Source organism: Georgenia sp. G2120 (assembly GCF_055326485.1).
The window spans coordinates 265,077-277,342 of sequence record NZ_JBUZNL010000001.1 but is presented as its reverse complement, the minus strand read 5'-3'; the positions used below and the strand labels follow the sequence as shown (position 1 = coordinate 277,342).

The following is a 12,266-nucleotide window of genomic DNA, read 5'->3' as shown; positions in this document are numbered from 1 at the left end:
CACTGTCCTCAACCACCAGAGACGGACGTGACCACATGACCGCCACCGCACCGACCGACGACAGTCAGGGCCGAGCGGGCCGCACCCTGCGCACCCTCGGTCGCGACCTCGGCTACCTCCTGCCGGGGATGATCCTCTCGATCATCGCCTTCGTCCTGCTCGTCACGCTCTTCGCCGTCGGGGTCGCGACGTTCATCGTCTGGATCGGCGCGCTCGTCCTGCCGCTCACCCTCGTCGTCGCCACCGGGTTCGCCCAGATCTCCCGGGCGCGGCTGCAGGCCTGGGGCGCCGAGGTCGTCCCGCCCCGCTACCGCGAGCACCGCGGCGGGATCGGCGGCTGGATCAAGCTCCTGGGTGACGGACGCCGCTGGCTCGACCTGTTCTACGAGGGCCTGCTCGCCTTCCCCCTGCGCCTGCTCACCGGGCTCGTCGCCATCATCTGGCCGGCCGCCGCGCTCGGTGGGATCACCTACTGGTTCTGGGGACTTTTCCTGCCCGAGGACGACGCGATGTCCGGCCTCACCTGGCTCCTCACCCAGCTGCCCGACGGCTGGATCTCGGAGTCCGTGGCGCAGAGCTTCTGGCTCGACGCCCTCGTCACCGGGATCGCCGGGCTCCTGCTGGCGATCAGCACGCCGGCCGTCGTGCGCCTCATGGCACTGATGGACGCGGGCGCCACCTCCGTCGCGCTCTCCGGCACACCCACGGGCACGACGATCGGTGGGCAGCAGCGATGACCGGGCGGACCCCGTCCCACGACCCGGTGGGGAACCTCCTCGCCCTCCGGTCGCCGCGCACCGGCTGGACCTGGCTGGCGACGATCTACACGGCCGTCGTCCTCGTCCCGATCACGTGGCCCGTGCTGACGAACGTCCACGACGTCCACGTCGCGATCTCCATGGTCCTCGCGTTCGCGACCTCGGGGGCTCTCGTCCTCGCCGTGCGGTGGCCCGCCGTCTCGCTCGGTCTCGCCCTCGCGGGGGCCGTGGGCACGGCGGCGGCAGCGGCGTCGTCGTCGGCCCCGTGGCCCTGGCCCGTGCCGACGATGATCGCCTTCCTCCTCAACCTGCTCGTCCTCACGCTCCTGCACGGGTGGCGGTGGGGCGCCGGCCTCTGGCTCGGCGGGTCGGCCCTCTCGGTCGTGGCCGTCCTCCTGCGGCCCGACGCGGGCGGTGCGGTCGCCAACGCGATCGTCACCGCGGGCATCGGGGCCGGCCTGCTCGCGGCCGGCAGCGGGCTCCGGCTCCTCCTGCGCGGACGGACCGCCCTGACCGAGGAGCGGCGGGCCCGCGCCGAGGAGTCCGAGCGGCGCACCGAGCTCCAGGAGCGCAACCGGATCGCGCAGGAGATGCACGACGTCGTCGCGCACTCGATGTCCGTCATCTCCGTCCAGGCGACGACGGCGCCCTTCCGCCTCAGCGACACCTCGCCGGAGGTGGACGCGGAGTTCGCGTCCATCGCGCAGTCCTCCCGCTCGGCGCTCACCGAGATGCGCGGCCTGCTCAGCATCCTGCGCGGCACCGAGGACGCGGACCTCGCTCCGCAACCGTCGCTCACCGACGTGGCCGAGCTCGTCGACGGCGCGCGCAGCTCCGGCGCGACGATCACGTTCGACCACCGGGGCGCCGGCCCGGAGACCGTCCCGCCCGCCACCGGGCTCACCGCCTACCGCATCGTCCAGGAGGGGCTGAGCAACGCCCTGCGGCACGCGCCGGGCGCCGAGGTGGCCGTCACGCTCGCCGTCGGGGCGGACGAGGTGGGTGTCGCCGTCGTCAACGGGCCCGCCACGGGCGAGGTGACGGCGTCGGCCGGTGCCGGACTCGGGCTCGCGGGCATCCGCGACCGGACCCGCGCGCTCGGTGGCACCTCGGACATCGGCCCGACGCCGGAGGGCGGGTTCGCGGTCACCGCGACCCTCCCGGTGGGGTGAGGGAACGTTCCTCGCGGGCGGGCCGCGGTGGCCTCGATCCGCCGCGGCCTACCCTGGTCCCCCCGGCGCGGTCAGGAGCCGAAGCGGCGCGTTCAGGAACCGAAGCCACCGACGAGCAGGCTGACGGTCATCGCGACGATGACCGTGTTGAACGCGAACGCGAGCATCGAGTGGGTCCGCATGACCGACCAGGCGCCGCTCGTCCGGCACCGCACCCCGGACCCCTGCATGGTCGAGGTGAGCACGGACATCGTCAGGTAGTCCCGGTACCCGGGCTCGGAGAGCAGATCGAACTCGAGGGCCCCTCCGGAGTCGAGCCGCATGTACCTGGTCGCGTACGCGTAGACCATGAGCGCCCAGGACCCCGCGACGGCGGCGAAGCCCAGCAGGATCATCCAGATCGAGGTCCGGAACTGATCGGTCTGGGCGATCGTGAGGACGCCGATGGCCGCGACGAGCCCGCCCTGGACGGTCCACGACTCGGCGCTCGACTCGCCGAGGACGGACCGCCACCACGACCGGCCGGCGCGCCGCTGGACCGCAGCGAACCGGCGGAGATCCCGCGCCGACATCCGGGTGAAGACCCGGTGGGTGAAGAAGACGTGCGTTGCCGCGAAGAGCACCCAGTACATGAGGAAGATCGGCATGGTCAGGGACAGGAAGTAGTCCCGCAGCCACTCCGCGGTGGTCGCGTACTCGTCCACCTCGGCCACGCGGGAGATCATGATCGGGACGAAGGCCAGGAGCGTGAGCACCAGTGCGACACCCCCGGCGGCGTTGACCCGGAAGACCTCGCTCGCGAGCCGTGGGGTCCGGTCCATGCGTCTCCTCGTCAGGCTGTCGTCGTGGTGCGCTCGCCACCGGGTGTCGGTGTCGGCCCGTTGCGCGGCCCGCGCGTTCCGGCCGGTCGTCGCGGGCCCGAGGATGCCACGGCGCCACTCCTCCGCGTCGTACCTCACGCCGACCGTGCGACCGTCCGCTCGCATCGCCCTCCGGTCCTCCCCCTCCGTGAGGGCTCCACCGTCCCGGAGCCCGATCGTCCGGCCCCACGGGTTGCGGGCCCGGCCAGCCTCGATAGAGTGTGATCTACGCGATATTCGTCTGGGGGACGAGACAAGCCATGAGACCGGTCGAGGGCCAGGTGCAGAGCGGGCGCGGACGCCTGCCGCGCTGGGCCGACCGGAGCCTGCGGGCCCTCGGTGGGACCGGCGCCCTCGTCGTCGTCGGCATCGCGCTCGCCTCCCCGGCCGCAGCCGACGACGACGAGGGCGTCACCACGGGGGACACCCAGGACTCGGTGCTCACCTCCGTGCTCGAGGGAATCGGCGAGCACGTGGTCGATCCGGTGGCGGAGCACGTCATCGACCCCGTCGTCGAGCTGGCCGTCCCGCCATCGCCCGACCCCGAGCCGGCCGAGAGCGTTCCCGTGGCCGCCGACGAGGCGGCCACCGACGACCCGTCGGCGATCCCACCCGCTCCCGAGCACGACACCACCGTCGACGTCGACGTGCCGGCTGGAGCCGTCACCGACGACGCCGCCGCGGCCGACGAGCTCGCTGCGCCCGGCGAGGAGGTGGCACCCCCCGCCCCGGGCGACGCCGCCCCGGCCGACGATGCCGCACCGGGCCAGGAGGGCGCCGGCGACGCGGACACCGAGGGCCCGGAGCCTGGCACCTCCGACGTCGACGCGGACGAGTCGCACGAACCGGCCACGCAGACCGAGCCCGCACAGCCCGACGCGGCAACCGCGCCCGCACCGGCCGCCCAGAACGAGCCCACCCCGGAGCGCGACGCCGCCGCGGCCGACGACGCTCCGGTCGCCGACGAGGCGGGGCAGCCCGCCGACCGATCCCCGCTCACCTACCTGTCCGACGCCCTGAGCCCCGTCGTCGAGGAGGTGACCGCGCCCGTCGAGGAGCTGACGACGACGCTCGGCGAGCTCGTCGGAGAGGTGGTCGATCCGCTCACGCCGGTCACCGACGCCGTGCTCACGCCCGTGACCGACGAGGTCGTCGCGCCGGCCCTCGAGTCGGTCCGACCGGTGACGGACTCGCTGCGTCCGGTGCTCGAGCCGGTCGGCACGGTCGTCGAGCCCGTGACCACAGGCGCCGCTCCCGTCCTCGACGTCGTGGACCCCGTTCTCGACGCCGTCGCCCCGGTGGTCCGTGCGGTCGACCCGGTGGTCGCTCCGCTGCGGCCCGCCGTCGACGAGGTCGTGACGATCGCCGAGCCGGTCGTGGATGTCGAGGACGTCGTCGACATCGGCATCCTCGCGCCGTCGCTCGACGAGCCCGGCCCGACGCAGGACGACGCGCCCGCCGGCACACCGCCCGCAGCCGACGAGGTCCCGCCCACCGCCGTCGCGCCCGAGGCACCCGCGGGGGGCCCGGCGCAGACGCCCAACCCGGCGGAGTCGGTCGTCCCGTCCGGGTCGCAGAGCCCGGCGGTCGAGATCACCGCGAGCTCCACGCCCGCCGCGCGCACGGCCGTGGAGTCGGGCGTCGTCGTCGACGTCGCGACCGACCACGTCCCCGAGGTCGTTCCGGCCGCCGTCGCCACCTCCGTCCAGGTCGCCGACGACGTCGCCGCGCGGGTCGCTCCGTCGCAGGCACTGGCACCGGAGGCCGAGCACTCGGGTCCCCAGCACGGCCTCGACGCCGTCGCCCAGGCGGGCCACTCGTTCGCGGTCGTCACGCAGGGCGGCGACTCTCCGGTGCGGGCCGGCGGGGCCGACAGCACGCCCGGCGCCCGCTTCGAGTTCGACACGACCCAGCTGTCCTGGCCGGTCGGCGACTCCGCCGACCGTGCCCTCCTCGACGTCGATCACGAGGTCCCGGTCTCCCCTGCCTGAGTGATGCCCGCCGGCACGCGTGCCGGCACACGCATCCACGCGCATCCGCGCACTCACGGCAGATTCCAAGGAGACAGACCATGCATGCACTGCTACGCCATGCCCTGAGAGTCACAGTGCTCTCGGGCGGGCTGCTCGTCGCCGGGGCCGCAGCGGCCCACGCCGACGACGGCCTGCTGGACGACGACACCACGCTCGACGGCCTCGTCGAGGACGTCGTCGCCGACAACGTGGTCACCGCACCGGTGACCGCCCCGATCGACCTCGGGGACGTCACCGCCACCGTGCTCGGTGACACCGACGTCCGGTCCGAGGAGGTGCCGGCCGCCGAGGCGGTGCCGACCTCCACGGTGGAGATCACGACGGACGACGCGTCCGCGGGCGACGAGGCGCCCACCGAGCTGCCGGAGGCCGCCGGTACGGCCGTCCCGGCAGAGCCGGCCGAACCGGCGCCGACGACGGACCCCGACGAGCCGATCGCGCTCGACGTCGTCGCGGACAACACTGCCACCCTGCCGATCACGGCACCGGTCACGGCCGGCGACCCGGTCGTCACCGTGGGTGGCACCACCGACGTCGAGCGGACGGAGTCCGGGGTGACCGCGCCGGCCGCCGCACCCACGTCGACCACCAGCGTCGACGCGCCGGCAGCACCCGCTCCGGCGGACGACGCCGCGATCAGCGACGTCGTCGCGGACAACACCGTCACCGCGCCGGTGACCGTCCCCGTCGATGTCGGCGACATCACCGCCACCGTGCTCGGCGAGACCACGATCGACGAGACCGTGGCACCGAGCGACGGCGACACGGAGACGACGGGATCCGACGCACCGGTGTCGACCACCACCGTCGACGCGCCCGCAGCTCCCGCTCCGGCCGACGACGCCGCGATCAGCGACGTCGTCGCGGACAACACCGTCACCGCGCCGGTGACCGTCCCGGTCGACGTCGGCGACATCACCGCCACCGTGCTCGGCGAGACGACCGTCGACACCACCGAGACACCGGCCGCCCCGGCGCCGGTGTCGACCACCACCGTGGACACCTCGGCCCAGCCGGTCGAGGCCGCTCCCGTGGACGAGAACGGGGACAGCGGACCGGTCGACGGCCTGCTGGGCGACCTGCTCGGCGACGGACTGCTGAGCGACGTGGTCGCGGACAACACCGTCACCGCACCGATCACGGTGCCGGTCACGGTCGGCGACCTCTCGCTGTCCCTCCTCGGCGACACGACCATCGACCGGACCGCACCGGCTGCGACCACAGGACCGGTCGCCCCGGTCTCGGAGGTGGTCGTCACCCAGGAGCCCGGCTCCGACGCCGGCTCGTCCGGGTCGCTCATCGAGGACGTCCTGTCCGGCAACGTCATCACGCTGCCGATCACCGTGCCGATCGACGTCGGCGACCCGACGGTGACGATCATCGGGGAGACCGAGATCGTCGACGAGGTCACGCCGACCGACCCGACGGACCCCGTTGACCCGGTCGACCCGACCGACCCGACGGACCCCGTTGACCCGGTCGACCCGACCGACCCCACGGACCCGTCCGACCCGACGGACCCCGTTGACCCGGTGGACCCGACCGACCCGACGAATCCGAGCGACCCGGGGACCGACCCCGGCAACGGCCCGGACGTCGACGCCACCACTCCGGTCGTGGTCGAGGTCGTCGACCACGGCACCACTCCGCAGGCGCCCGCGACCGACGGGTCGGCGAACGCCGGGAGCCCGGTGAACGAGCTGCCGGAGACGGGGGCAGGAGCCTCGCTCCCGCTCGCCGCTCTCGCGGGCGGGCTCATCGTCCTCGGCCTGCTCACGCGAAAGCTCGCACGGGTCTGACCCAGGGCCCCTCGCGGTCGGACAACTGGTCGACGTCGGCCGGTCCCCGTGGCGGTATTCCGTCACGGGGGCCGGACCGGCGGCCGTGCTGTGCCCGCGGGCGCCCGCCCGATGAGGCACAACTGCACCCGCACCCCTTTGCGCAGAAGGTGCCTGTCAGCCCATCAGCCACCGGACGAGGAACACGATCGGGACGATCACGACGGCGGAGGCGCCGATCAACCCGACGATGAGGGCACCCTTGGCCTCGGCGCCCAGCTTCGGCTTCGTCCATCCCGCCCGGTCAAGGACCGCCTGCAGCGGGGTGTTGAGGTCGGCGGTGTTCAACGTGTAGTCCACGGGTGTCGTCGGTCCGTCGGCGCTCGTCCCGAGCTCGACGCGCTTCTCGAAGCGCCAGACGCGACCGCCCTCGCTGCTGCCCGTGAGCGCGCCCACGACCGGTACGCCCGCCTGCCAGTCGAGCGCGTAGTAGTGGTCGGACCGCGTGACCTTGCCGGGGCCCGCCATGACGAGGCGGGTCTCGAACACGCGGTTCGTCCCGTTCCGCTGGGCGAGCACCCACCAGGACCGGTCCTGCAGGTCCCACCGCACCTGGATGACCTCGTCGTTGTGGGCGACGACGTACGGCGTGTCCCGCAGCTCGTGGGCCAGCGCGGCGGCGACCGCGGCGAGCGGCCACGGGGTGTCGAGATCCTGGACGACCGGGTCCGGGACCGCGGGACGGAGGTCGTCGGCGCTCGACGTCCCCATCTCGCGCCTGGCGCGCGGCGCGAGGACGAGGGCGATGACACCGACGACGAGGAACAGCACGGCGACGAACCCGAGCGCGAGCCGGTCGCTCGTCCCAGATGCCACCGCCAGCGCCAGCACGGCCGCTCCGGCACCCAGGAGCGTGAAGATCACGCCGAAGATGATCATGCCGATCCACCGGTGCTGCGGCTGCAGCGTCCATCGCATACCTGCGCTCCTTCCTGGTCCGGTCACCGGTGCCCGGCGACCGCGGCGGACCACGCTAGGTGCCGTCCGCCGCGCCCCGACCGAGGGGGCGGGGGCAGATGTCCCCCGCCGACGCGCGCGCTCGGGTCCACCACCCGCACGCGCGCGAGGCGCACGAACCGCAATCTCGACGAGAGAACGCGGGCGCTGGGCCGCGCTCTCGACAGGAATGTGGCTCCCAACCGCAATCTCGACGTGCACCAACCGCAATCTCGACGAAGGGGGGCGGCTCAGGCGTGCTCCTGGCGGAGGCGAGTGAGGTGGCGGCGCTGGGCCGGGTCGTGCGTGAGGGCGATCGCCCGGTCGTAGGCGTCGGCGGCCTCGTCCGCTCGGCCCGCCAGCCGCAGCAGGTGGGCGCGCGTGGCCCAGGCGGGCTGGTACCCGCTGGTCCGGTCGGCGATCCGGTCGAGCACGGCGAGCCCGGCGTCCGGTCCGTCGGTGCGTCCAAGCACCGCGGCGAGTGCGGTGGCGCCGCCGAGCGACGGCGCGAGCTCGTCGAGCGCGAGGTGCAGCCGGCGCAGCGTCGCCCAGTCGATCGGCCCTTCCGGCGTGCGCGCGCAGTGGACGGCCTGGATCGCGGCCTCGAGCTGGAACCGGCCGACCTCGCCGCGCGCGTGGGCGGCGCGCAGGTGCTCGTGCGCCCGCGCGATCAGCGCACGGTCCCACAGCGCCGGGTCCTGCTGGTCGAGCGGGACGTACTCACCGCCCGGGCCGAGCCCCGCACCTGCGCGGGCGGCGGAGAGCAGGACGAGCGCCACGAGCCCCCGGGCCTCGGGGTCGCGCGGGGCGAGCTGGGCAACGAGCTCGGCCAGGTGCCGGGCCTCCGGCGGCAGCCGGCTCGGCTCCTGACCGGTGGACCACTCGATGACGTAGGCGCCGTACACGGCCTCGAGCACGGCGGCCATCCGCTCGGGCAGGGCGTGCCGGTCGGGGATCTCGAACGGGACCTGCGCTGCCTTGATTCGCCGCTTGGCCCGGGTCAGCCGCGTGGCCATCGTCCGGGCCGGGACGGCGAACGCCCGTCCCACCTGGGCGGCGGTGAAGCCGAGGACGACGTCGAGCATGAGCGGCGTCCGGGCCGCCCGGTCGACGTCCGGGTGGGCGCACGCGAGCAGGAGCTCGAGTCGTCGGTCTCCCACGGCGTCCGGGTCGATCTCGTCGACGACGGCGAGACGGCGGGCCACGTCGTCGTCGAGCGGGCCGGTCAGCCGGGACTCGCCGGATCGCCACCGGTCACGCATCCGGTTGCGCGCGACGGCGAGGAGCCAGGCGGCCGGGTCGTCCGGCACCCCGCGGTCCGGCCAGGTGCGCAGGGCACGCTCGAGGGCGTCGCCGACGGCGTCCTGGGCGGCCTGGAGGTCCCCGTCGGCGGCGGCGAGCAGAGCGACCACCCGACCGTAGGCGTCCCGGGCCGCGCGCGCCGCGGCGTCGTGCGCGACCTCGCGCGCGTCCCGGGTGGTGCCGGCGCTCAGGCGGTCCATGCCCCGTCGACGATCGACGTCGCGGCCGGGCGGACCTCGATCGTCCCGTAGGAGCTGGCGGGGCAGCGCTCGGCCCACGCCAGTGCGGCGTCCGCGTCGGGCACGTCGACGACGAACACGCCGGCGAGCGCCTCCTTCGTCTCGGCGAACGGCCCGTCCTGGACCTGTGTCTCCCCCGTCCGCCGCGTGACGGTGCGCGCGTCCCCGGGCGCGGTGAGGATGTCGGCGCCGACGAGCACGCCGGCCCGCGTCAGCGCGTCGGCGTACTCGCCGAACAGGCGCTGCATGTCCGCCATGTCCTCGTCCGACACCTGCCCCGGGTCCGGCACTCCGTTGTGCAGCAGCAGTGCGAATCGCATGATCGTCTCCGTCCGTCGTCGTCAGTCTCACGCAACCAGGATGTCGCGCACAGTGATGACGATCGGCCGGGGCCCGGATCGTCACCCCGGTCGATCCGGCCCGACGCCGTGGGGGGGGGGCCTACCGGTCGTGCACGCTGCGCGCGGCGGCGACGAACCGGTGGATGAGCGCGGGGTCCTTGACGCCGCGAGTGACCTCGACGCCGCTGGAGACGTCGACGCCCCACGGGTGGACACGGGAGATCATCTCGGCCACGTTGTCCGGCGTGAGCCCGCCGGCGAGCATCCACCGGCCGTGCGGGGAGGTCAGCTCCTCGACATCCCACGTGTCCCCGGATCCCGGGGTCGCCGAGTCCAGGAGGAGGACCTCCTCGTCGTGCGCCCGGACCTCGGTCGGTCCGTCGGCCCCGGAGGTGGCCCGCCACACGCGCGGGAAGGTCGCGGCACCGCGCAGGTTGTCGGCCTCGCCGTACCCGTGGAGCTGGAGGACGTCGACGCCGACGTCCCGCGCGAGAGCCACGGCGTCGTCGACCGGCAGGTCGTGGACGACGAGAACGGTGGTCGTGCCCCCCGCTGCGCGGACGAGCCCGGGGATGTCCTCGGGCGGCACGGCGCGGACGCTCGTCGAGCTGACGACGATGCCGACCGCGTCGGCGCCGGCGCCGCGGGCCTCCCGCACGTCCTCGACCGTGCGCATCCCGCAGATCTTGACGAACACCGGCTCTCCCTCCCTCGGCACGACGACGCCGCAGCTCCTCCCGGTCCGGGCCCCGCAGGACCCGGGGCGGGCCGGACGCCATTGTGCCCACAGGCCCGTGCCGGCCCACCCTGCCGCGCGACCTGTGGACGCGCACGGACGCACCGTCGGCCGCCGGGCCACGCTCGTGGCATGACGGGCAGTGACACGACGGCGGAGGTGGAGGACCATGAGCGTCATGACGGTGATGCCGCGCACGGACGGGTGGACGGTCGATGACCTCGACCGGATCCCCGACGACGGCCTGCAGTACGAGCTGCTCGACGGGATCCTCCTCGTGACCCCGGCGCCGGTCCTCGCCCACCAGCGCGCCATCGGCAACCTGCACCTCCTGCTCAGCGCCGCCCGTCCGCCCGGGTGCGAGGTGCTGCTCGCCCCGTTCGACTGGCGCCCGGACCGCCGCACCTCCCTGCAGCCGGACCTGCTGGTCATCGGGGTCGGCGACTCCGGCCCGGCGAACGTGACGACGCCGCTGCGGCTGGCCGTCGAGGTGCTCTCGCCGTCGACACGCCGCAAGGACCAGGTGCTCAAGCGCTCGAAGTACGAGGAGTCGGGCGTCGAGTCGTACTGGATCGTGGACCCTCAGGAGCCGGGCATCCTCGCCCTTGACCTCGTCGACGGCCGGTACGTGGAGGTCGCGAGTGCGAGCGGCGCCGCGGCCGCCCACCTCACCGCGCCGTTCGACGTCGACGTCGTGCCGGCCGAGCTCGTCCGCCCGCCCGACTGACCGCCGGACTCGATCCTGGCGAGCTTGCGCCATCGCGGGCGTCGTGCGCCAGTGCCGCGGTCCCGCGCCCCCCTCCGCCGATCGGCTGATCCGGCCGCGCGTCCGCGTCCATAGCGTCGACCGCATGGACCGATCAACCACCACCACGGACCCGGGACCGGCCCGCGCGCTCGCCCCCGATCTCGCCCGCGGTCTCATGCTCGCCCTCATCGCGGTCGCCAACGTGGCGATCTACCTGCACGACCGCCCCTACGGGCTACGCCAGCACATCGTCGAGGACGGCGTGCTCGACCGCGCCGTCACCCTCGTCGTCGCCCTGGCCGTCGACGCCCGCGCCTACCCGCTCTTCGCCGCGCTGTTCGGCTACGGGCTCGTGCGGATCGCCGACCGGCAGCGCGACCGCGGGCTCGGCGAGGACGACGTGCGGCGCCTGCTGCGCCGCCGCTCGCTCTGGCTCGTCGCGTTCGGCGCCGGCCACGCCCTCCTCGGGTTCTCGGGGGACATCCTCGGCTGGTACGGGCTTCTCGGTCTCGTCCTCGCCGGGGTGCTGCAGATCTCGGACCGGGCGCTGCTGCGCGCGGCCGTGGTCTGGCTCGTGGTCGCCTCCGCGATCCAGGGACTCGTCTACGCTGACGGCGCCGTGACGACCCAGCGCGGCCACATGTGGTCGTTCGCCATCGGCGACCCGATCGAGGCGCTCGTGTGGCGCCCGGTCGAGTGGCTGATGGGTCCGGTCGGCCTGCTCACCGTCGGCGCGCCGATGCTCGTCGGTGTCTGGGCGGGCCGGCGCCGGATCCTCGAACGCCCCGAGGCGCACCTCTCTCTGCTGCGCCGCACGGCCGGCGTCGGCATCACGGTCGGGCTGCTCGGCGGGGTCGGCACGGCGATGGCGACCGCCCGGGTGTGGACCCCGGGGGACATCGCCCTCGTCGGCTGGTCGTGGCTGCACATCCTCACCGGCGTCCTTGCCGGGCTCGGGTACGCGGCGGCGGTCACGCTGCTCGCCCGCCGCCTGGGCAGGGACCGCGACGGCGGCGCGGGCAGGCGCGTGATCGATGCGCTGCGGGCCACGGGCGAGCGCTCGCTGAGCTGCTACCTCGCCCAGTCCGTCATCTTCGTCGCGCTGCTGCCGGCGTGGACGCTCGGGCTCGGGGGCGACCTCGGTACCGCCGCGGCGAGTGGGCTCGCCCTGCTCGCGTGGCTGCTCACCGTGCTGGGCGCTGACGCCCTCGCCCGGCGGGGTCGACGCGGTCCTGCCGAGGCGGTGCTGCGCCGGCTCACGTACGGCGTCCCTTCGCAGCCGACGCGGTCCGCCGTACGGTGA

At 74.3% G+C, this 12,266-nt stretch carries 11 protein-coding genes; 6 read left to right on the top strand and 5 right to left on the bottom strand.

All coding sequences use genetic code 11. The features are described from left to right. Nucleotides 1-35: 35 nt before the first annotated feature. Both ACZLMO_RS01410 and ACZLMO_RS01405 read left to right on the top strand, forming a co-directional pair. A complete protein-coding gene (locus ACZLMO_RS01410; protein WP_425714689.1) occupies nucleotides 36-737 on the top strand; it encodes a sensor domain-containing protein in 702 nt (233 codons plus the stop codon). After that, a complete protein-coding gene (locus ACZLMO_RS01405; protein WP_425714688.1) occupies nucleotides 734-1,930 on the top strand; it encodes a sensor histidine kinase in 1,197 nt (398 codons plus the stop codon). Before ACZLMO_RS01410 ends, ACZLMO_RS01405 begins: the two co-directional genes overlap by 4 nt. A 92-nt stretch (nucleotides 1,931-2,022) precedes the next feature. Here ACZLMO_RS01405 and ACZLMO_RS01400 read toward each other — a convergent pair whose 3' ends face one another. After that, nucleotides 2,023-2,751, bottom strand: a complete 729-nt coding sequence (locus ACZLMO_RS01400; protein WP_463652659.1) for a DUF1345 domain-containing protein — start codon at nucleotides 2,749-2,751, stop codon at nucleotides 2,023-2,025. Between the two features lie 299 nt (nucleotides 2,752-3,050). Between ACZLMO_RS01400 and ACZLMO_RS01395 the strand changes: the two genes are divergently transcribed. Both ACZLMO_RS01395 and ACZLMO_RS01390 read left to right on the top strand, forming a co-directional pair. Further along, on the top strand, nucleotides 3,051-4,781 hold the full coding sequence (locus ACZLMO_RS01395) for a hypothetical protein (RefSeq protein ID WP_425714686.1): 1,731 nt from the start codon (nucleotides 3,051-3,053) through the stop codon (nucleotides 4,779-4,781). Nucleotides 4,782-4,861: 80 nt separating this feature from the next. Next, complete coding sequence (locus ACZLMO_RS01390; RefSeq protein WP_425714685.1) at nucleotides 4,862-6,622, top strand: chaplin family protein; 1,761 nt, start codon at nucleotides 4,862-4,864, stop codon at nucleotides 6,620-6,622. Nucleotides 6,623-6,778: 156 nt separating this feature from the next. Here the strand turns inward: ACZLMO_RS01390 and ACZLMO_RS01385 are convergent, their stop codons facing one another. The 4 genes from ACZLMO_RS01385 to ACZLMO_RS01370 form a co-directional block, all read right to left on the bottom strand. Further along, nucleotides 6,779-7,579: a hypothetical protein gene (locus ACZLMO_RS01385; protein WP_425714684.1), complete on the bottom strand. Its 801-nt coding sequence runs from the start codon at nucleotides 7,577-7,579 to the stop codon at nucleotides 6,779-6,781. A gap of 269 nt (nucleotides 7,580-7,848) precedes the next feature. Continuing rightward, on the bottom strand, nucleotides 7,849-9,099 hold the full coding sequence (locus tag ACZLMO_RS01380) for an RNA polymerase sigma factor (RefSeq protein WP_425714683.1): 1,251 nt from the start codon (nucleotides 9,097-9,099) through the stop codon (nucleotides 7,849-7,851). Beyond that, a complete protein-coding gene (locus ACZLMO_RS01375) occupies nucleotides 9,087-9,458 on the bottom strand; it encodes a YciI family protein (RefSeq protein ID WP_425714682.1) in 372 nt (123 codons plus the stop codon). The genes ACZLMO_RS01380 and ACZLMO_RS01375 overlap by 13 nt, the downstream gene beginning before the upstream one ends. A 121-nt stretch (nucleotides 9,459-9,579) precedes the next feature. Further along, the gene (locus ACZLMO_RS01370) at nucleotides 9,580-10,176 is read right to left on the bottom strand and encodes a phosphoribosylanthranilate isomerase (protein ID WP_425714681.1); all 597 of its coding nucleotides are present in this window, start codon (nucleotides 10,174-10,176) and stop codon (nucleotides 9,580-9,582) included. Nucleotides 10,177-10,384: 208 nt separating this feature from the next. Here ACZLMO_RS01370 and ACZLMO_RS01365 point away from each other — a divergent pair, with 208 nt between their 5' ends. Then, a complete protein-coding gene (locus tag ACZLMO_RS01365; RefSeq protein ID WP_425714680.1) occupies nucleotides 10,385-10,942 on the top strand; it encodes a Uma2 family endonuclease in 558 nt (185 codons plus the stop codon). A gap of 124 nt (nucleotides 10,943-11,066) precedes the next feature. Further along, nucleotides 11,067-12,266 carry a DUF418 domain-containing protein gene (locus ACZLMO_RS01360; protein ID WP_425714679.1) on the top strand — a complete coding sequence of 400 codons (1,200 nt, stop codon included), beginning with the start codon at nucleotides 11,067-11,069 and terminating at the stop codon, nucleotides 12,264-12,266.